General features: G+C 54.6%; 19 protein-coding genes. 15 read left to right on the forward strand and 4 right to left on the reverse strand.

Annotated elements, in window-relative coordinates; translation table 11 throughout:
- Positions 1-128 precede the first annotated feature (128 nt).
- Genes RBB63_RS18220 through RBB63_RS18290 form a run of 15 tightly spaced genes read left to right on the forward strand, consistent with a single transcriptional unit; the run spans position 129 to position 16721 of the window.
- Positions 129-446 (forward strand): hypothetical protein, encoded by a 318-nt coding sequence (locus RBB63_RS18220; RefSeq protein ID WP_309386442.1) that lies wholly within the window; start codon positions 129-131, stop codon positions 444-446.
- Positions 434-1192, forward strand: a complete 759-nt coding sequence (locus tag RBB63_RS18225; protein ID WP_309386443.1) for a prepilin-type N-terminal cleavage/methylation domain-containing protein — start codon at positions 434-436, stop codon at positions 1190-1192. The genes RBB63_RS18220 and RBB63_RS18225 overlap by 13 nt, the downstream gene beginning before the upstream one ends.
- Before the next feature lie 58 nt (positions 1193-1250).
- A complete protein-coding gene (locus RBB63_RS18230; protein WP_309386444.1) occupies positions 1251-1769 on the forward strand; it encodes a hypothetical protein in 519 nt (172 codons plus the stop codon).
- Positions 1766-2839 carry a prepilin-type N-terminal cleavage/methylation domain-containing protein gene (locus tag RBB63_RS18235; protein ID WP_309386445.1) on the forward strand — a complete coding sequence of 358 codons (1074 nt, stop codon included), beginning with the start codon at positions 1766-1768 and terminating at the stop codon, positions 2837-2839. Before RBB63_RS18230 ends, RBB63_RS18235 begins: the two co-directional genes overlap by 4 nt.
- 21 nt (positions 2840-2860) lie before the next feature.
- Positions 2861-4576: an OmpH family outer membrane protein gene (locus tag RBB63_RS18240; protein WP_309386446.1), complete on the forward strand. Its 1716-nt coding sequence runs from the start codon at positions 2861-2863 to the stop codon at positions 4574-4576.
- Positions 4566-5207 carry a hypothetical protein gene (locus RBB63_RS18245; RefSeq protein ID WP_309386447.1) on the forward strand — a complete coding sequence of 214 codons (642 nt, stop codon included), beginning with the start codon at positions 4566-4568 and terminating at the stop codon, positions 5205-5207. The genes RBB63_RS18240 and RBB63_RS18245 overlap by 11 nt, the downstream gene beginning before the upstream one ends.
- 11 nt (positions 5208-5218) lie before the next feature.
- Complete coding sequence (locus RBB63_RS18250) at positions 5219-6313, forward strand: type IV pilus twitching motility protein PilT (protein WP_309386448.1); 1095 nt, start codon at positions 5219-5221, stop codon at positions 6311-6313.
- Positions 6304-7953: a GspE/PulE family protein gene (locus RBB63_RS18255; RefSeq protein ID WP_309386449.1), complete on the forward strand. Its 1650-nt coding sequence runs from the start codon at positions 6304-6306 to the stop codon at positions 7951-7953. Before RBB63_RS18250 ends, RBB63_RS18255 begins: the two co-directional genes overlap by 10 nt.
- Position 7954: 1 nt before the next feature.
- Entirely contained in the window at positions 7955-9193 is a 1239-nt protein-coding gene (locus RBB63_RS18260) for a type II secretion system F family protein (RefSeq protein WP_309386451.1), read from the forward strand.
- A gap of 3 nt (positions 9194-9196) precedes the next feature.
- Complete coding sequence (locus RBB63_RS18265; protein ID WP_309386452.1) at positions 9197-9727, forward strand: hypothetical protein; 531 nt, start codon at positions 9197-9199, stop codon at positions 9725-9727.
- A 4-nt stretch (positions 9728-9731) separates the two neighbouring features.
- A complete protein-coding gene (locus RBB63_RS18270; protein WP_309386453.1) occupies positions 9732-11534 on the forward strand; it encodes a type II secretion system protein GspD in 1803 nt (600 codons plus the stop codon).
- Positions 11535-11558: 24 nt separating this feature from the next.
- Complete coding sequence (locus RBB63_RS18275; protein WP_309386454.1) at positions 11559-12491, forward strand: AAA family ATPase; 933 nt, start codon at positions 11559-11561, stop codon at positions 12489-12491.
- A 7-nt stretch (positions 12492-12498) separates the two neighbouring features.
- Positions 12499-13437, forward strand: coding sequence for a DUF58 domain-containing protein (locus tag RBB63_RS18280; RefSeq protein ID WP_309386455.1), 939 nt, complete (start codon positions 12499-12501; stop codon positions 13435-13437).
- Complete coding sequence (locus RBB63_RS18285) at positions 13434-15515, forward strand: transglutaminase TgpA family protein (RefSeq protein ID WP_309386456.1); 2082 nt, start codon at positions 13434-13436, stop codon at positions 15513-15515. The genes RBB63_RS18280 and RBB63_RS18285 overlap by 4 nt, the downstream gene beginning before the upstream one ends.
- A 9-nt stretch (positions 15516-15524) precedes the next feature.
- On the forward strand, positions 15525-16721 hold the full coding sequence (locus RBB63_RS18290) for an FTR1 family iron permease (RefSeq protein WP_309386457.1): 1197 nt from the start codon (positions 15525-15527) through the stop codon (positions 16719-16721).
- 3 nt (positions 16722-16724) lie between these two features.
- Here the strand turns inward: RBB63_RS18290 and RBB63_RS18295 are convergent, their stop codons facing one another.
- The 4 genes from RBB63_RS18295 to RBB63_RS18310 form a co-directional block, all read right to left on the reverse strand.
- On the reverse strand, positions 16725-17972 hold the full coding sequence (locus RBB63_RS18295) for an MFS transporter (protein ID WP_309386459.1): 1248 nt from the start codon (positions 17970-17972) through the stop codon (positions 16725-16727).
- Between the two features lie 96 nt (positions 17973-18068).
- Positions 18069-18446, reverse strand: a complete 378-nt coding sequence (locus RBB63_RS18300; RefSeq protein WP_309386460.1) for a VOC family protein — start codon at positions 18444-18446, stop codon at positions 18069-18071.
- Between the two features lie 51 nt (positions 18447-18497).
- Entirely contained in the window at positions 18498-20015 is a 1518-nt protein-coding gene (locus tag RBB63_RS18305; protein ID WP_309386461.1) for a di-heme oxidoreductase family protein, read from the reverse strand.
- A gap of 168 nt (positions 20016-20183) precedes the next feature.
- Positions 20184-21359, reverse strand: a complete 1176-nt coding sequence (locus tag RBB63_RS18310; RefSeq protein WP_309386462.1) for a Rid family hydrolase — start codon at positions 21357-21359, stop codon at positions 20184-20186.
- Positions 21360-21370: the final 11 nt, after the last annotated feature.

A 21370-nucleotide genomic window follows, 5' to 3' on the forward strand; every position in this document is an offset into this window, starting at 1 on the left:
GAGTAGACCGGCGTGGGGGCAACCCCGCCCGGTCGCTTCCAGGAGCTGACAGGCTCGAACCACGACAGGCAATGTCCTCAACGGGTTCGGGCCTTAGTCGGCTTTAGCCCCCTCAACTTCTTCGATTCATGAGAAACAAATACGCGAAAATATCATTAACGATAAATGGCTTATTAGTGATTTCATTGTTAAGCCTCGCTGGTTGCAGTCGCCCGAATGTCGATGAAATGAAATCGGGCTTGGTCAAAACCGGCATGCCTGCGGATCAAGCGGATTGCTTCGCCAATGAAATGAAAAAATCCGTCGACGCGGATCCCTACAACTACATGGCGGCGCTGATGAACGCCGGGGCCGACGAAAAAACTGCAATCAACAAAGCGCGGCGAAAATACGGCGCTGAATTTAAAGCGCCCTTGGAGAAAGCGAGAGATATATGCACCGAGTAAACCAACACAACAGCCGCGAAGCATTGGCCCCTCGCGGCTTTACGCTGCTTGAGCTCCTCGTCGTGGTGTCCGTTCTGGCGGCAGTGGCGTTCATTGCAACGGGCGCCTATCGCGGCATCAGCGAGGACAGTAGCGACCGCCTCGTCCGCGTGGAGATGCTGGAAATCGCTAAGGCAATCCAACAGTTCAAACATGACACTGGTTACTATCCCAAGACGGGCCCCTTCGCACTGTCAACTGACGGCGGCTCGGTCGTCATCGACAATTTGCCTGCGCACGCTGGCAGTAACGATACGGAAAAAACAAGATGGTTCTACTCACCCGCTAACTTCGAACAACTCATGACAACGGTTAGTCCATTGGACAGCTCCGGACACCAGTTAGCAACTTGGAACCCCGAAACCGGCCGTGGTTGGCGTGGCCCATACCTGACTGGTTACGGCGAGGGCTACGTGGACATTCGCGACGATATCAACGACGATCCCGACACTGCAGCAGGTGATGCATTGGGCGATCCCTTACTCGGTACTACGATCACGAACGTCGACGGTATTGCCGACCCTTTTGAACACAGCGTGACAGCCAACAATTTACTGGGCTGGAGCAGCACCGTCGATGGTGACGAACTCGCTAAATGGGGCCGCCCTTACTTGGTCTTTGGCCTAAACGGCCAGCCGTTTCTCATCAGTATGGGCCTCGATGGTGAATATGACACGGAGGACGACGTGCGCCTCGACATCAACTAATTGGATTTGAAAAATGAACCCGTACTTATATCGAACTACTTTTTCTGCATCACAGCGAATGCCTTTGACAGCCTTACTTATCTGGTTTGGAATCCTGGCTGGCGGCTGTGGAGAAGAAGCCCCTAAGGGTGTTCCTGAAGCCATTCACCAAGAACAAGCCCAGGCGCTCACTGCAGATTTCATTCGTATTGAATTAGATGACTTAATTGCCGACGCCATTGCCGAAGTCGAAAGTTTTAACGGGCAAAAGACGATCAAGGCTGCTGTCCCGGTTCGCTTCACGGCCAGGAAAAAACGCGACCCCGAGGAAAAAGAAATGTCCTACGTCTACACGGCGTTGGAGGTCGCGGGCGTGACTCCTCTGCCCGACATTCAACACCGCATGTTTGTCGAATCTGACAACGGCGAAATCATCCCCGTCTATGTGGAAAAAAGCGCGGCGGAAAAGCTGACCGCTGACTTGCCTGACGAGGCATCTGCCGAATTTATCGGTTACCACATTTACAATTACGACAAAGGCCCAGCGATCCTGGTCGTTGATTTCCTGCCTGCAATGAGCAAGGAGGACGCGCAATGACGCAGCGCGCAATCCAGATATATCGCACAAGAGGTTTCACTTTGCTGGAGCTACTGCTGGTCGTGGTGATTCTGGCTTCTGTCGCATGGATGCTGACCAGCACTGTCGACGACAACATCAGCCAAGTCCGCTACGAAGACACACGCAATCGACTCGATGCAATCCGTACTGCAGTCCTTGGCCCCAACAGCCCGGCAACGTGGGAGCGTGGCATCCAAAGCGGGTATGTCGTAGATAATGGAGTTTTGCCGGTAAACATTGACGCCTTGGTGGCGCTACCAACTGACTACGATGAGTACGGTGCGGTCGAACCTATTTATGATCAAGGAGGCGCAAACGAATACGATTTTTCCGGCGCGACCAGTAGCGTCAATTATCAACTGTTCAAAGGCCACCGGCAAGGCTACTTACCGGCCTCATCTTCGGGATACTTTCGGGATGGCTGGGGAACAGACCGTAGCGAAGATGGCGCGGATCTGACCGACTGCCCCAGTGCTACGACCTTCAGCCTCGCGGCTGACTTGGGCAACGATATTGATTCGGAAAACCATGGCTGGTGTGTTAGTCGTGTCGACTCTGGTATCAGTAGAGACGGATGGTATGTCGACAGTTATGGAATGGACGGAGGCATGGGTGAGTTAACCGGCCATGACTACGAAACCGACATGCTCATGGGCCAGCCGATCCTGAATACTGATTGGCAAATCGATATCTCGGGCGCGAGTGTGCGGATTGAGAATATGACTGGTGACATGTCATTTAGCAGCAATCATAATTTCTCTGCTGCGCTTCTAGTTTACACTAATGACGACAGTGGTGACGGGCCTACCTGGGAGACCGTGCCGTCATCATCCGTCTCACTCGGAGCATTGGCTAACGGCGCTGACTTCGTCGTCAACTTTCCAGCATCCACCAGAATCCCTGTAGGCGAACACCTTTTAATTCTTTTGGCCGACGATGATGCCGAACTCAACTCGATAACCGAATGGACTGCAGAGGATCTCGTGGCCAAGCGAGTTAAATTCTTTTCACGCGGGGGCGTACCCGAACTCGTTCTCGAAATTCGTTAGAGCACCTACTCCTGTATCGCGATGAAACAACAAGACAGAACAAGTAACCCCGGCAGCAAGGACGCTTTCAAACTAAGCGTTCCGCGCAGCATGCTTGTTTTTGAAACAACCGGCTTTCGACTGTTTGGCATGGTGGCGTCCCGCGATCTAAAAGGTTCGCTGAAGACTAGCGCCATCACGCAAAGCGACGCAGTGGATTTCACCAGTGCAGTAGGCGAAGTCTTGGCCAAATTGCGCGAAAGCTACGGCAAGCGCCTGCCGAAGAAAGCCGTGCTCATCACGCCATCGGCGGCAAGCGACTTTCTCCATCTACCGGTAGACCCCAGGCGTCCCCGTCCTCCAGCACAAATGAAGGAATTGGCGCGCTGGGACATTGAGGAAATTCACGTCCAGCAAAATGACATTTGGTCCATCGGCGCATTGCTGCAAGGCCGTGGCCACGTAAGCGCAGAAGAGCGGCTAGAGCTGGAACTCAGCGTGACGGCTGGCGCTCAACGTAGCCCCGCAACCAATGCCTACCGCGATCTGGTCGGGCGCGCACAAATGGAAGAATGCCTGACCATGCAGGAGCCGCTGATCGGGCTGGATGACGAGTTGGCGATTGGTTGCTATGGCCAATCCAGCACCGAAGAAGATGGACGCTATCCGTGGCATTGCGCGGGCATTAGCGATGGCCTACGCAGCCAGTGGGTCCAGGCGTTTAAGAAACACGGCGTTTTCTGCAGTTGGATTTACCCTCAGTTGGGCGCCGCGTTACCGATGGTTGACTGGCGGCGCACCGACGGCGCCTTCATTGAAGTGCGCCAGGAGCAGTTTGCCATTTTTCAACTGAAGAGCGGTTACGTGGAAAACATCTCTGTTCAGCCATGCCCACATGGCCATGCCGATGTGAAATCCATTGCATCCATCGCGGCGAGACTACTTCCTCAAGGAACGCCACTTGTAGCAATCAACGCTTCGGCGGAGCTACAGACCCAGTTGCGGGAAGCCTTGCAGGCCGTTCTCAGCAACGTCGAAGTGCGAGACGTACGTCCTCCCACTGTTGAGCTGAACGGCTTGCCCTTAGCTAGCTCCATGCATGGCGTAACCCGGCATGCGTTAAAGCTTTGCGATGCAAAGTATTTGCCCCGTATCCAGGCACAACCTCCACAACCACCGATCTGGAAATCACGCGAGTTCTGGCCATGGGTCATCATTGCCGTGTTGCTCATTTCCATTGTTAGCTTGGAAACAAGCATGCGTGTGAAGACGGACCAGAATGAACTCAACCTGGACTTATTGGATATCGAGTATGAACAGCGCATGCAGATCCGACAAGAGGCGCTTAAAACTCAATCGGAAATTAAACAACTGGAGGAAACCCTGGCGTCCAAGGAAAATGAAATTCAGGAGAAGCAACGACGCATGGTGTTGCTGGATCAAGTGATCTTGCGTCGGCAGGAAATGACGCCGGGTATACTGGAGGCAATTGTCCAGTCGATTCCCCGAGACGTCGTAGTGGACGTATTAGAGGAGAATGACGAACGAAGCGGGTTCTATCTGGAAGGCTGGGCGCGACGTGACGCCGAGGGGCAACTTTTTGGAAATCTGCTCAATCAGAAGCTCGGACCTTGGAACTACAAAGTGGCGGATGTCCGTTTGTCCCGAGGCCTCAGTCGTAGCGGAGAAGATGGCTACGTGCTCAAAGTCCGCGTTATGCAAACCAAGCTCAGCGAGGAGGTCAGCGATGTTCAGTAAATGGAAAAAGATGTCGCGCGGCGACCGCCTACGCACACAGCTGTTGATAGGCTTTGGCTTACTTGCCTTATACGCGCCGGTTTATCTGAAAACCAGCAAGCAACTGTTTGAGTCCGAGAAAATGCTGAGTCGACGTGAAGATCGCATCGAAAAACGCACCGGCTTGGAAGGCATCGAATCCACGGGACCAACCATTCGCACGATTGAAAAACGCATTGCTGAAGCCGACGCCAAGTTGCAGGCAGTAAACCAACAGTATGCTGAAGTCAGCGCAGGCTTTGCCTCACTCGAATCCACCGAAGAGCAGCATAAACTCATGTTGGAAGTCTCCACTCTCGCTGAACGCACTGGCGTGAGGGTTATATCGGTTGCCCGTGAAGGCTCGGTCATCCGAGGCGGTGATGGCGGACAAATTCCCGTTGACCGCGAACTTGGACGTCCGGTGATTGAGGTCACAGCCCGCGCACAATTTTATTCGCTTCTTAATTTTTTAAATCAACTCGACGCGCTGACTTACCACGTCGCCGTGGTGAACCTGAAGCTCTATTCAAGGAATCCGAACAAGCAGTCGAAATCAACCGCCGCCGAAACTGAGGGGGCCCTCTTTATTCAGTTGGAACTCGCCCTGTAACCATGACACCGATGACATCGAACGACCAATTGGAGCAACTGCTGAATCTTTGCATTCAACAGGGGGCTTCCGATGTCCACCTTTCATCCGGGCGCCCCGCCAGCTTTCGGACTCAGGGGAACCTGCAGCCCCATAGCGAAAAGTCCATCAGCGCGGAGTTGATCACCAAGATGTCGACCGACATTATGACGCCGCGTCAGAGGGAAGCTTTCCACTCAAAACAGACGATCGATATCGGCTACTCGACTGCTACAGGAGAACGTTTTCGGATCAATTGCTATTTTGAAATGGGGCAGCCCACCATGGCGATTCGGCACTTGGACCAAAGTGTGCTTTCGTTGAAAGAACTGGGTTTGCCGCAGCAGCTAAAAGACTTGGCGGAATTAACATCCGGGCTTGTGCTCGTTACCGGGGTCACTGGCAGTGGCAAGTCCACCACCTTGGCGGTGTTGATCGACGAAATTAATCGCACGCGTCACAGCCATATCCTCACGGTCGAAGACCCAGTAGAGTTCGTCCACCAGAATCAGAAGAGCCTGATCCATCATCGGGAAGTGGGCACCGATGTTCCGAGTTTTGCTGAAGCGGTGCGCGCGGGCTTACGACAAGATCCGGATGTCATTTTGGTCGGCGAGCTACGAGACCGCGAAACGATGCAAACGGCGATCATTGCCGCCGAAACCGGGCACTTGGTTTTTTCGACGCTGCATACCGGTTCCGCGGTAGGGGCGGTCGAGCGGTTCATCGGCGCATTTTCCGGACATGAACAAGCGGCGGTGAGGCATCGCTTCTCCATGGTGTTACGAGCAGTAATCGCGCAACAATTGATCCCGGACATCAGTGGCAAGGGGCGTCTGCCGGCAGTAGAAATCCTCAAGGCGACACCTGCCGTGGCGCACATGATCCGCTCATCGAAAACAGAGCAGTTGTATGCACTGATGGAATCTGGATCCGAGGATGGCATGTGGACAGTGGATCAAGCTTTAACGCGCCTACTGAAAGAGCAAAAAATCACCATAGAAGTCGCCATGCGGCACTGCAACAACTTGGATAGTTTTCAAGGGATGCTTGCCTCTAACGGAAGGGGAGCAGTGTCATGGCAGTAAATGACGCAACCTTGATCGACGCTGGCGTTCGCGTGGGCTTACTCAACTCTGAGGATGTTCAACAACTACGCCTCCAAGCTAAGCGCGAACGCCTGGGTTTGGTAGAAGCCGCGACTCGGGCGGGGCGTTTTCCTGAAGCCGCGCTTTACCGCGCTTTGGCGGATGTACGCCGGATGCGCTACCTGAAACCAGAAGAATTGCAGGCTGACCAGGAAGTGCTCGGCATGGCGCCACGCAAAATTTGGCAGGGTCGGCTGGTGCTTCCTTTGCGAGACAAAGCTGGTGAGCGTATATTAGCCATCGCCGACCCGGATGACCGCTTAAGTGTGGAACGCGCTGAACGCGCCACCGGCTTAACGTTTGAGACGGCACTGGTTGATCCCGATACGCTGCGAAAAGCCATAGCATCTCAATTGGGGCTAGTCGGCAACGGAGGCGCACTCGCATCCCCCTCTCTGGATGCGGTGTCGGAGCGCGACCCAGTCAGGCTGATGGACGACGTGATGAAAGAGGCCTATTTGCGGCGCGCCTCGGACATTCACCTAGAGCCGCAGGAAGCCGGCATGCGCATTCGCCTGCGCGTCGATGGACACCTGCAAGATTACCCGGCAGTGCTGTCTGCCTCCGATGAAGAAGCCCTCGTCAATCGGGTAAAAGTGCTCGCCAATCTCGACATTGCTGAACAACGCATGGCGCAAGATGGCGCGATGAAATACACCGTCATGAACTGGGGCATTCCCGAGTCGGACATCCGCGTAGCGACGATTCCTACGCGTTGGGGAGAGCGCTGCACCTTACGTATCCTCGGTGAAGACACTGGCCAGTTCAGCTTAGGCGACTTGGGCATGTCTACCGCGATGCGCCAACGTTTCGGGCGCGCGATTACTTTACCCCATGGAATGATTCTGGTGACCGGTCCGACTGGCAGCGGTAAGTCCACCACGCTTTACGCGGCTATTCGCGAGCTCGCAATACATGAGCTCAATGTACTCACGGTGGAGGACCCGGTCGAGCAGACTCTGGCAGGCATCACGCAAGTTCAGGTGAGCAACAAAGTTGGCTTTGCCCAGGCGCTGCGTTCATTCCTGCGCCATGACCCGGATGTGATTCTAGTCGGGGAAATTCGTGACCGGGAGACAGCGGACATCGCGTTGCGCGCGGCAATGACGGGACACCTCGTGATGTCAACGCTGCACACCAATGACTCCGTGGGCGCCGTCACCCGACTAGTAGACATCGGCGCGCAACGTTTCCTAATTGGTTCGACCTTGATTGGAGTTCTGGCGCAACGCCTGGGACGTCGTTTGTGCAAACATTGTCGAGTAAAGCGCCCTGCCCTCTCTGAAGAATTAAAATTACTCGGTCTTCCTGAAGGCGAGTCATTGGAAATTTATGAGCCTGGTGGCTGCTCATTCTGTATGGGGACAGGCTTTGTGGGACGCATAGGATTCTTCGAGGGACTTTGGGTCGACGAAGACCTGCGTACGGCAATCGCCGAAGGCGCCAACGAACGAGCGATTCGCCAACAGGCCAAGGAGTTTAAAACCCTTTGGTCGGACTGCTGCGAAAAAGTGATTCAAGGCGACGTGGCGCTCTCCGAAATCATGCACTTCAAGCCGGGGGGGGCGGCGCAGTTATAGTATGGCGCAATTTCAATACAAAGCCTTGGATGCCCAAGGGAAACCAGCTAACGGTCGGATCGAAGCCGATAACGAAAAAGACGCAGTGCTGCGCCTGCGGCAACAATCTATTTTTGTGCTCGAAATCAGGGAGTCCGCAGGTGATCCCCAAACGCATGGAAGCACGATCAGTAAGCTGCTTGGCGGCTTAGCCCCTCAGCGGTGGCTTCCCGTCATGACGGGGGATTTGGTGATTTTCTTTCGGCAACTTTCCCTGATGCTGCGTGCGGGCTACACCGTATTGCAGGCGCTCAAAGCGGCCAAAACCATGCAGTCCAAGGCCCGGCTAATACGCGCCATTGATCAGATGAGCGAGCGGATTCAATCTGGCTCCAGCCTATCCGCCAGTATGGCGGTGGACAAGCGACTGTTCTCGCCGCTTGTGGTGAATCTGATCGCAATCGGTGAACGAAGCGGGAATCTCGACGCGATACTCATTCGCCTCGCGGAGAACCTCGAACGAACTAAGGAATTGAAGCGCCAACTCCTCAGTGCGCTATTCTACCCGATGATCGTGTTGATGACCTCACTCGCCGTAGTGACCGGCCTCGTCATTTGGGTCATCCCTCGCTTTGCCACCTTTCTGGAAGTGCGTAATGTTTCGCTGCCAAACTCAACACAACTACTCCTGGATATTGGTGACTGGACTTTGCACTACGGCAGGGTGCTGGGACCGTTCATTGGCATCGTTATCTTTCTGATTTTTGCGGCCTACACCTTTGAAGCAGGCAAACAGGTCATCGATCGAATATTCCTAAGATTACCCTTAGTCGGCACAGCGATTCAATACAGCGCCATGGCGCAAGCCGGTTGGAGCCTGTCCCTGCTCCTGCGCAGTGGCCTGCCTGCCCTGGAATCACTACGCATCAATGGCCAAGCTGCAGGCAACTTGGCAATCCGCGAGAGCTTCGTGAAAGCCGCTGACGAATTACTTGTAGGCCGTGCACTGTCGCGCTCTTTCGAGCAGCCACATTTCCCGCTGATGATGCGGCACATGGCGGCTGTTGGTGAAAAAAGCGGCGAGCTCGACGTGGTCATGGAAGACCTGGGGCAGTATTACCAGAATGAGTTAGCGGCCAAGGTAAAGCTGATGTCCGCCATGATTGAACCGGTGTTAATCCTGATTGTCGGTGGCCTCGTCGGCTTTGTGTATTTTTCAATGTTTCAGGCGGTTATGTCCGTCTCCAAAGGAGGAATGTAAGTTATGCATGATTTGATAACCCAAACCTGCGTCACGCGACGTTTGCCAATCGCGTTGCTGATGCTGTCATGCCAGTTGGCCATGGTTCAAATACACGCTGATGTGACGCCAACGACTGGCGATACATCTGCTGCCGAAAGTCATCCGACTACGGAGGAAACGGCTAAACCAACGCCAACGAAGCCACAGCCGATGCGAGACCCTTTCCAGTCTTCGTACCAGCATATTGGTGATCCGATCTACCCGGTCGTATCTTCATCCGATAACGAATCAAACTTTGGCGAGCTCGAGTTGAAGGGCATTTTTATCATGGAGGGCTATCCGCCCAGCGCAATTGTGCAAGCGGGTGGAAAGGATGGCGTGCGCGACATCGTTCGCGTTGGAGACTTAATCCCGTTGCCACTCAAAGCGGCGGCAAAAAGCCGCAACGTAAAAGTCTCCGATCAACGCTACTTGCTCGTGGTGGATATCCAGCCCAACAGCATCATCGTGGCGCCCAAAACGCGCCCGGAAGAACACATTACCATCCGATAGCATCATGCGAATTTCCAAATCTTTGTTTTTAGCTGTAGTGGCGCTAGCGCTTGCTGGGGGCAAGGCCCAGGCAGAAGACCCCCGCCTCAATCAGCGCATCGAGTGCCTGAGTTTACGCGCGGAATCTCTAGGTGAAGCAGTCCGCTTAATCAGCACAGTCTCAGGGCTGCCAGTCGTTTGTACGCCGCAAGCCTCGGGCACAGAGGTATCCTGCTACTTCACCGGCGTCTCGTTGCAAGTTGGCTTGCAGGCGATGTGCCGCGCGCATGACCTCTGGCTCAATGTTTCGCCGGAAGGTGTGTTGATCATATCCACGCTCCAACAGCACTTGGCGTCGCAGACCTTTTATTCTGCGGATTACGTCGAAACCGTAACGGTTAAATATCCCTCCGTTTACGATGTTGGGGACACCCTCAAAGGGCTCTTCCGAGATCGCATCGTTTGGCAACGTCCGAACGAAAGAGATTATGATCCCATGGAACGTTTAGAGAGCGCCATGGATCGCATGGACCTACTTGCCGAGCGCAGCCAGTTCAGTGTACAAAGCGATGGTTCCGGCTCGGGCTCAAACAATAATAGCAGCTATAACTCTAACAGCTCCAACAGTCGCAACAATTCCCGGAACAATTCATCGCGCTCTTCCAACTATGGTTCGAATAGCGGATCGAACTATAATTCTGGCAATGATCGGCAACAGATCGAATCGATCATTCAGCGACAAGAAGTCATCGACACACAAATGCGCGAGCGGTTATCCGAAGGGTATATCAACGACGCAGCGCCGATTGCCTTGGTGTATTTATCAGCATTGCCAGAAATCAACACGCTGCTGATTCGCTCCAGTGATCGCGACGCGGTTCAAGCAGTCAAAGCCGCGATAGAGTCAATGGATAAGCCACGTGGCCAAGTCTTGCTCAAGGTTACGGTTCTGGCGGTAACACTGGATGATAGCATGGAAACCGGCGTTGAATGGCTGATCGAAGAAGGCGGGTTCAACACTGGCTTTGCCGACGGAGCAATCCAATCCATTTCTCAGAATCTGGCGACTTACACCACCGGTGCGCCCGTCTTTGCCTTCGTGTCGAACGACATAAAACTCCGTGCGAAACTAGAAGCAAAGAACGATAATGTACGGCAGTTGGCAAACCCGACACTGTTGGTTGCTGATAATGAAGCCGCCAATGTGTTCGTTGGGAAGAACGCCCAGTTTCTGGACCAAGTGGAGCCGGGCCAAACCACAATATCACAGGGAGTAGAGAGCACAACCGAACCAACGCCAACATTGGTTGAGCGCAACATTGGACTTTCGTTGCTGATTACTCCACGCGTACACGCCGACCGTACAATCACGCTACGTATTCTGCAGGAACGCTCTGAAATCGATCCGAACCTGCGCACCATTAATTACGGGACCTCAAGCAATGGGACAGACTTGAATCTAACCGTACAGGACGTCGACCAGCAAACGGTTACCAGCACTTTGGTGGCGAACGATAAGTCACTCGTGATTCTCGGCGGCCTTGTGAAGGAAGAAACTGTCTTGAATGAAACTGGGGTGCCTGTGCTCAAGGACATCCCGTTACTCGGTATGCTCTTCAGTGATAAAACCGAACAAGTTAACCATGAGGAACTGATCGTTCTGATTCAGCCTCACGTGTTAGCAATTCCCGGCGAGGAACATATCGCTTCCGGTGTTGTGTTGGAAGAACTGGGCGTGGACCTGACTTCGCCCATCGAGCGATTCAATCAGAAAAACGAAGAACAGCCGGTCGGGCGTTTTCTCGAACGCCACATGCAGAAGGAATAATCATTAGTAGGGGAGAGAACCAAAATGGAAGCCGTCGAATTACCAAAGCAAGTAACAATCGAGCCTCTACTTAAGCGGCTCAACGAAATCGTTCTGGACAAAGAACAGCAAGTGAAGCTTTCGCTCGCCTGCCTGCTAGCACGGGGACACTTGCTCATCGAAGACCTGCCGGGCATGGGCAAAACCGTCCTTGCCCACGCCTTGGGCGGCGCACTTGGGCTCCAGTATCAACGCGTGCAATTCACCAGTGATTTATTGCCCGGCGATATCATTGGCTGTTCAATCTACGACCGTAACAAGGGTGAGTTCGTTTACAATGAGGGACCGGTATTTTCTCAGCTGTTACTTGCAGACGAGATCAATCGCGCCACGCCGAAATGCCAAAGCGCGCTGCTGGAGGCCATGGAAGAACGGCAAGTCAGTGTGGAAGGAACGCCCCGTAATTTGCCCGAACCGTTCTTTGTCATCGCGACCCAAAATCCATCCGAGCAGATTGGCACGTTCCCGCTGCCCGAGTCCCAGCTTGATCGTTTTCTGATGTGCATCTCGATGGGCTATCCCAACCGCGAAGCGGAGATCGCGCTGTTTCGAGGAGAAGACCGCCGTCGCATGCTGGACGATTTAAAACCGGTGCTGGAACCCTTTACGTTGGTCAGCCTCCAACAGCAGGTCGAGCAGGTTACGCTGAGCGACGCCGTCCTCGATTACCTGCAGCGCATTTTAGAATTCACCCGCAGCTCCGACCTCTTCGTCCATGGTCTTTCCTCGCGTGCGGGCTTGGGATTGCTTCGCGCATCGCAGGCATGGGCGCTATTGCATGGCGAGGACAAGCTACTCCCAGGCGACATACAAGTCGTGCTGCCTTGGGTGGTCGGCCATCGACTGGCGCCAGTGGCCGGTCGCATGTCCGCCGAACGCATTGGCGACGAAATTCTCTCAAAGGTAAACGTGGAGTAACCAAGCCATGGCCGCCGGAGCAAAAAGTTTGCTGAGCCTGAAGCTGCCCTTGAGCAGATCAACAGCAGCCGCGGGCAAACTACGTTTGCAACTGACTGCTGCGGGCTGGAGTTTCCTTGGACTCATTCTTTGCCTGTTTTTGATGTCCATCAATTTCAGCAACAATCTCATTTTCGCGATGAGCTTTTTGCTGGTGGGCATTGCTTTGGTCGGCGCCCGATTTACCTGGACTAATTTGCGTGGGCTCACGCTGGCGGACTGGCGATGCGAGCCAGTCTTCGCCGGGCAAACCGCAGCCTATCGACTCGGCGTGGAAAACCGTACGCGGAGCTTTCGCTATGGATTTCAGGCAGTGGCAAATGGAGTCGGCAAAGAGCAACACTTACCGCCTCAGGCTCAGGAAGAACTTTTGTTCGAACGACCAACGGAGCAACGTGGCGTTATCGCGGCAGAGCATGCGATGCTCAGCAGTTGTTATCCGTTGGGAATCTTTCGAGCGAAACTGACAACGGATGATTTGCCGGAATGCCTCGTCTACCCCAAGCCCATGGGCGCACAGCCAATCAACGACCGGCCCAAAGGACAGCAAGCACACTTACGCGCAGAGTCCGGCTCTTTCACCGACATGCGCCGTTATGCTCCCGGTGACCCGCTGTCGCACATTCACTGGAAAGCCATGGCGCGTTTTGACGAGCTCTACACCAAGCAATTTGACGGCGCTCAAGGCCAGCCTGCGCTGTGGCTTCGCTGGGACGATGTCCAAGCCTCCGGAGTGGAGGCCAAGCTATCGCAACTTTGCCGCTGGGTGTTGGATGCGCATGCTCAAGGTCGCGAATATGGCCTGGAGTTGCCCGGCTTAATCATTGAACCCGGCAACGAAGACCCACATCAACGCGAGTGTCTGCGCGCGCTGGCCCTTTATAGTGGGAAGGAGGCAAGCGAGTGAAGCAGTATCAAAGCTGGGTGTTGTTAACACTGGCTCTCGCCGCATTGCCAAGTTTGTTGACGCTGCCAATCTGGGTCGCTGCCGTGGCTACAACCGGCGTGGTGCTGCATTACATCAGGCCGCTGCGACGAAGCTGGTATGGCAAAGCAGTGGGCGCTGCTCTACTCGGTTCGACGGTGCTGGGCATTTGGTTCAGCTTCACCGGATTCTTCAGCGGTCAGGCGGTGCTCAGCTTTTTTATCTCCGTGGTGTTTTTAAAGTGGGCAGAGTCACGCAGCCGTCGCGATTACTTACTGCTGATTTTTGCGGCGGTCATCCTCGCCTGTATTGGGGCGCTCTATTGGGAAAACCTGTGGAGCCTCCTACACATGCTGGTGGTTATCTTCGCATTGACCGTCAGCCTCGTGGCAATTCATGGCGATCCGTCAATTCTCAGTCGGCTGTTTGCGCTACGATTTGCCGGTCAGTTGGTGGTGCTGGCATTGCCCATCATGCTGCTGCTCTTTCTGACGTTTCCACGAATACCGGGACCACTCTGGGATATTGGCCTGGCTTTCGGATTGCCAGTGAAAGCGCTGATGGATCGCGGCGATGGCGACTACGGCAAAGAAACTACGCTCGCGCCCGGCGCCACGAGTGACGCCAGCAAGGATGATCAAAATGTTCTCGTGGCTGAGTTTAAGGGCGCTGTACCGTTTAAAAGTCGTCTGTATTGGCGCGGTCCAGTGTTCTACGATTTTGACGGCGAAAACTGGAACTTGCCCGATGGCTGGGATAATCGAAACCGTCTCCTACGCCATGCAATTCGTTCCAAGGAGGACCTCGACCGAGAGCTGCGCTGGAGCGATAACCCGGTGCGCTACACCATCCGCGTGATGCCCAACGGTGGCCGCTGGCTTTACGGGCTGGATGTCCCGGCGGCGCCAGCGCCCGAGGCGTTTATCTCGGAAGATTTCCAGCTCCTGAGCATTCGCACCATTGATGATCAGGAGCCCAAGTTCCCGATGCTGGCGTATCTAGATTACCACATCGGCTCCGAACTGACGGATGAGCAACGCGCCAGAGCGTTGGCTTGGCCCGGGGAAACAAACCCCCGACTGCGCCAGCTCGGCGCCGAACTGGCGGCGAAGTATGCAGATTCCGAAGAGCTGGTTGTGCAGATTTTCAGCTTGCTCCGCGCCAGTGACTATCAATTTGACGCCGGGCATCTACTAGAACCGGGACCCGATTTGCTGGATCGTTATTTCTTCGATGAAAAGCGTGGGGGCGCCGAATACCTTGCTGGCAGCTTCGTCATGCTGCTGCGCGCTTCCGGCGTCCCGGCCCGGCTGGTCAGCGGCTATCGCGGCGGGACCATCATTGCGCTGACGAACTTTGTCATCGTGAAACGTTCGGATGCGCACGTCTGGGCGGAAGTCTGGCACGAAGGCAAAGGCTGGTTGCGGGCCGATCCGAAAGACATTGTGCTGCCGCCGGACAAGAAGCCAACCGAGGATAAGCAAGAGCAACCAGCAGAAGTCGCTGAGGTGAAAATCGAAACGCCTGAAGGCTTCGACGCCCCGCAGCCAGAGCAGTCAACCACCACGCCCAAGCCTGTTGCCGTCGCCAAAGAACAAGCTGCGCCGCCTTGGGAACTACCGGATTTTGCCTCCCTACTCGGCGGCTTGCAAAAATGGGTGATCCAATACGACCCGGATCGTCAGATGGACATATTGCAAGGCGTCGGCCTCGAAGGAGGCAACTGGATGGACTTGCTAATCGGCGGCGCGCTCGGCATGGCTGGACTACTCAGCCTCTATCTCTTGATTGCTTGGCTGCGAGGACGCCCACGCCAGGAGCCTGTCACGAAGGCGTGGGGGCAATTCTGCGACCGCCTGCAAAAGCTCGGACTGACCAAGACTCCACAAGAATGCCCGCGCAGTTTCCAACGACGAGCTTGCCAGGAGAAACCCGAACTAGCCGACGCGCTCAACGATATCATCGGGCGCTACATCGACATTCGCTACGGCAGCGAGCACTCACCTGAAGCCATCAGTAACTTCAAACGACAAGTCGAGCGCTTCGTCGCGATGTCCTGAACTTTGATTATGAAAACAATCGCCACATTATTCATCACGATCCTGCTAGCGCCTTTGGCTTTATGCGCGGAGCAAGGGCTGACCGAGAATTACGGGCCAGTCGTTGCGGCGATTGTCGAACGCGGTGATGCTGCAATGGCGGTATATTCCCCGGCAACCGCGACCGCGACTGGTAACGAGTTTTCCCGCCTCTACTTTGATGTATTCGAAGGCAGCGGCATGGAGTTCACGCTGAACCTGAAGAGTTCTAACGCGATGTTAAAAATCGAGTCCGGTTTCAGCCTGATCATCAGCCAATGCATGCGCAGCGAGCCCAAGGAAAGCATTGAAGCAACCTGGAAGCAGATGAAGGTCGACATGGACTATGCGGTTCAGCACTACTCCAGTGGCGAAGAAGCGCCGAGCTTCTGGGGGCGCGTCGTTCAGTCGTTCCTCATCCTGTTCCGTGAAGGCATTGAAGCAATGCTCGTCGTGGCTGCGCTGGTGGCCTATCTACGGCGCTCCGGCTACTCCGACAAGGTGAAGGTTATCTGGTGGAGCTGCGGGCTGGCGCTGATTGCGAGCGTTGCTGCAGCGTGGCTGCTAACTTCCGTGATCCAGGCGAGCGGCGCGAACCAGGAAGTCATCGAAGGCGTCACCATGCTGATCGCCGCGTTGGTGCTGGTCTATGTCAGCTACTGGTTGACGGCCAAACGGGACGCTGACCGCTGGCAGGCCTTCGTAAAGAAAAGTATGGATCAGGCCATCAGCGGCGGCAGTATGTTTGCGCTTGGATTGGTGGCTTTTCTCGCGGTGTTTCGCGAAGGCGCCGAGACCATCCTGTTCTATCAGGCGCTGATGGCTGGCTCAGGAGAGCAGAACAATTCGGTGTGGATCGGAATGGCGATTGCCGCAGTCGGCTTGGTCGCAGTTTATTTCGTTGTCCGCGTTGCATCCATCAAGCTGCCAATCAGTCTGTTTTTTGGCTCAACGGCGGTGCTTCTGTTTGCGATGGCGTTTGTCTTTACCGGACAGGGAATTCTGGAGCTACAAGTAGGCAGCCTGGTGCAGACCACGCGGCTCGATGGCTGGCCGATGGTCAGTTGGCTGGGCATCTTCCCGACCAGGGAAACCATGATCGGCCAAGCCCTCATTCTCGCCGCGATTCCCGCAGGCTGGCTTTGGCTCAAGTGGTCAGAAAAACAACAGGCGGTTGTGGCCCAGTAAGGATCAGGCTAGCGACTCCGGTTTCACATCACTGCCTCTCGCGAGCAGTAACCCCCAGAGGCAGACAATGATTCCCAGAACGGCAATCGGTAACAATGCGATGTTCTGATTTTCCAATAGATCAATCACATAGCCAAGCGCAGGCGCGGTAATCGCAACGAATAGTGACCGGGTTTGCGACTCCGTGCTCAGGATAGTGGCGAGCACCTGCTCATCCTGCCCATCCGCAATGCGGCTAACCAGAATCGGACGCCAAATGTTTTGCAACACCGTCAATATGAGAAAACCGGCAATGCCCACATTGAAATAGCCCGTCAGCACCCCCACCCCGATGAATAGATAGGCGAGTAAGTCCAACCCCCAGAGAAAGTTTGACGCCCGTGACTCTCCGCCCAGCCGCTCAAGGACCAACCCGGAGCACCGCGACGCCAAGCTCGATATCAGGAAAATAATTGCGTAAACCACTCCAATGTAAACCGCCACGCGCTGGATATCGTTTAAAGCAGAGAGCAAGGCAAGCCCCAGCGCCGCCTGCAAAATCAACGGTTGAACATAATCCTTGGTCGATTTGTAGGCTCCTTCAAAAAGCATGCCCTCCATCAATAATCCGCGCAGTCGTCGGCTACGGGCGCAGTTCAGCAAGCCAGTGCGCAATGTTTGGTAAACTTGCGCATACTTCTGCCCAATTGCGTTTTCACTTCGCTTTGGCTGATCATTCGGGTAGCCGAGGAAATTGTAAATGTTGAGCAAGATCGGTAAGCAACTCAGCCAAAACAGCCACACGTAGGCTTCGGTGATAAAGACGATAATTGCCGCCACCACCGCGCAGAGTGCGCTGCCCAGCTTTGACCAACTCCGAGTAACTCCATAGACCTGCGTCTTCTCTTGCTCCCGCCCCTGCTCTTTCAACCAGGAGAAGATAACGGACTTATGCGTGCCACTACGGAAGGCCTCGCCAATCGCATAAAACAACATGCCCACCAGATAGAACGGCAGACTGCCTGCGACCGCAAACAGGATGAACGACACGCAGTAGGCGACATGCGAGAAGATCAGCGAATTCCGCCGCCCCATACTGTCTGCAATGGCGCCGGTCGGGATTTCAAACAGATTGACCAGAAGCGCCTTTGCCCCAAACAGAATCCCGATTTGAAAAAAGTCCAACCCTTGCGCCAGCAAGGCTAGATAGAAAAACGGCTCGAAGTACTGTTGGTTTTTGAAAAAGCCATATAGACAAAATCGAGTGAGCATTGAATGAAGCTTAAAGCGATTTTCAAAGGAAGTGAACAGCCCGTTACCGTTCTTTAAAAGTGTCTTTCAGAACTTTCGTTGTGTATCGAGCCCATTTCAGAGTTCGCCGCGCAGTTGGAAGATGTTGCCTTCGCAATCCCAGGCATCGCATACCCAGCGGCCTCCGAAAGTCCAATCCTTCGGCGCATGCAAGCCCCCACCATACGCTTTTACTTGAGCGCTGATGTCCGCTAAACTTGTGGAGATGAAAAACGCGGGCTTGATTGCGGTCGCATCCCGGGGGGATGGGATTCCTTCGCTGTTTACGCCCAAAGAACGCGCTGTCTCCGTTTCAAGGATGACGAGTTCGAAGTCATCGTCTTCCAGTAGCGCATACCCGCGATCATGCTCCTTCAATTCGAGGCCAAACACCTCTCCATAAAAACGCATTAACTTATCGAGTTGTGCAGAGTAGATGACCAAACCGCTTTTCATGACCTTGGGTTATGGATTTCATTACTGTTTACCGCGAGCACATTCCACGCCTTACAAGGTCCGCAAGAACGCTAAGACTGCTTCGCGATCACCTTTGCTCAAGTGCTTGAATGACTCCTTCGCAGTGCGCGCTTCACCATCGTGCCAAAGAATGGCTTCTTCCAAATTACGGGCGCGGCCATCGTGGAGAAAATCCGTGTGGCCGTTGACGCGTTCTGTCATGCCGATGCCCCACAGCGGCGGGGTCCGCCATTCCGAACCCGTCGCGTCATAGGTCGGTCGATGATCGGCGAGCCCCTCACCCATGTCGTGAAGCAGCAAGTCGGTGTAGGGATGAATCTTTTGATTGCGAAGACGCCATTGACGGTGGTCGTTGCCGGTCGTCCAGGTTTGCTTGTGGCAAGCCACGCAATTCATTTCCACGAATAGCTTTTCACCGCGTTGCGCCTTGGGGTGGTCAACAGGATCGCGAGCCGGCACGGCCAGAAACTCGAGGTAGGTCACCACTTCGTTGAGCTCCTTCTCCATAATCTCGAAGGCGTCGCCAACCGTTCCATGAAGCGCATCACGGCAGGCATCCTGCTCGTCACCACAAGATTGATCCGGAAAGAGCGAGCTGCTGATGCCAATGTCATTCACGGCGGCGTCTGCTGCTTGTTGTCGCAGGTTTGGCGTCTCCGCCTTCCAGCCATATTTACCCACGGCCATTTCTTTGGCTTCAATATCCCAAACCCAGTTCACTTTGCCTGAGATGCCATCGTTGTTCGCATCATTCGGGTCCGCATAGGCAATGATTTCAGCCGGGGTGATCGCGTCGAGCAAGCCCATGCCAATCATGCTGGGGGCGATGCGCGGCGAGATCATTGCTTCATCGCCAAGTGGACCGTAGTTGGTTTCGGTCAGGTCGTAGATGGGCTTACGCAGCGTGTATGCGGTTCCGTCCGGATACATCCCCGGAAGCTCTTCGTAGCGCATGGCGATTTTCACTTCCGGCTGGTGCCCCTCATTGGCGTTATCCGCAAGCTGCCCACCGTAAACCGGGTGATGCTTGGGGCCGCCATGTCTCCCCTTACCCGGGACACTCACGCGCAACAGAAAGCCTTCGAACCCGCGCTCATTAGACGGCGCTGCCGAACGCCCATCGGCAACATGGCAAGCCTCGCAAGACTTGGCGTTGTAGAGCGGGCCAAGCCCATCGGCGTAATGACCATCGTTGAAAGACTTGGCTTCGGAGAAAGGTCGCTCAAAAACGCCGTCGCCGCCATCGAACTGTGCCGACAATTTCCAATGCAAATTGTAAGGCTCCTGCTCAAAGGAGATATTCCCAAACTTAAAATGCGTGAGGTCGCCTCCAGTCAGAGAATCCGGATGCTTGCCATCAAGAATCGCCAGGCTTTCCCAGTCATCGCCATAACCCGTCTTGGCTTTCCAAAAGCTGTGGTAAACCGTGACCACGAACACGCTCAAGCTAACGATCATCGCCAGGTACATCGCAACGCGCACGAAGCCGTTTCGCTTACGAAAAACAGATAGCTGCGGCGTAGATACTGGCTGACTGGAAGCTTTCATCGACGGGCGGGCGGCCAAGGCATATCAATACAAAGAGCCAGCGTAGGCACGCCCATTACTGCGACTCAATCGCATAAGCAGACGATTGAGCATATACACCCCGAGCTAATGCTCCGGATTACCGCAGCTACTCAGCGAGTCACGTATGTAAGCAATGTCTGGCGCTTTCTAGAAGTAGGCGTAGGAGCTATTTTCGACTGCCTTGATTCCCATACACTCGATTTCCACCAACCAACCGGGACGACAGACCGGGGCCAGCACGTAAACCTTGGGAATCACCGGATAATGCTCATCCAAATAATCCTGAACCACGCCCGAATCAGAAATGTCGCGCAGGTAAACGATCAGGTGCGCGACATCACACATGGTAAAGTCCGCATCCGCCAACAAGGCCTCGATGTTGACCATGGCGCGCGCTGTTTGTTTTGCTACGTCATTGACGTGCAAAATCTCGCCCTTGTTGTTGATACTCGCCGTTCCGGAGATCAGCACGTGTCGGCGGTCACCGTAATCCACGCTCACACCGCGCTCAAACGTAACGCCATATTCGTGAGTTGGATTGAGGTTATCCGGGGCGGTCAGAAAACGAATTTGCCCATCGCGGAGCCCACGAACCGAATAGGCGTCGAGCAGCACATTCGTCTTAGCGCAGGCGTTGCGTCCCTCGATGCCAGTGCTGGCGATGTAATGCGTATCGGGCGTCATACCGAGTCCGGTAAACATGTCTTTGCGGGCCTCGACGACGCCTTGGTAATGGTAGTCGATGTCCTTCACGTAAAACCATGTGCGGATGCAATCATCCTTCATCGAAAACCCATTGCTCTCCAACAGCTGATTGTAATCGCGAAGGATCTTGTCCGTCTGCCCCGCAGAATCAACCACGCCATTGCAGGAACAACGATGCGTGCTCCAAAGGTGTTCATAGCCGCCACGACGGATGATTAAATCCGAATCCGAAAGAATGTCCGGCGGCGTCTGATCACGCTGGCCATCGTGGATGATGTAGGACCACGCAATCACCTTGTGCGCCGAAAGCGGCGGCTGCTGAATGATCGACAAGGCGAAGCGATTTTTGCTGTCCCGCACCAGCTCACGAATGGTTTCCAAAGCCTGGTATTGGTTGGCGTAATCACTGACAAAAAAGCGACAGAAGACTACCGCCTCACGCGGAATTCCTTCGCCGTCCAGAAACGCGTTTTGCGCATCGATGATGTGCTGTACCTGCTGGCTAAAGCTGCCGCCCACAGCTGGCTTCACGACCAAGTGAATTTCTTCCGCTCCGTTTTGCGCAAAGCGGGATGTCTCCAAGTGCGAGCCTTTTATCTGATAATTTGCGTAATCCATGCTCCTTGTCC

The sequence above is a fragment of the Cerasicoccus frondis genome, from assembly GCA_031296915.1.
Taxonomy (GTDB): domain Bacteria; phylum Verrucomicrobiota; class Verrucomicrobiia; order Opitutales; family Cerasicoccaceae; genus Cerasicoccus; species Cerasicoccus frondis.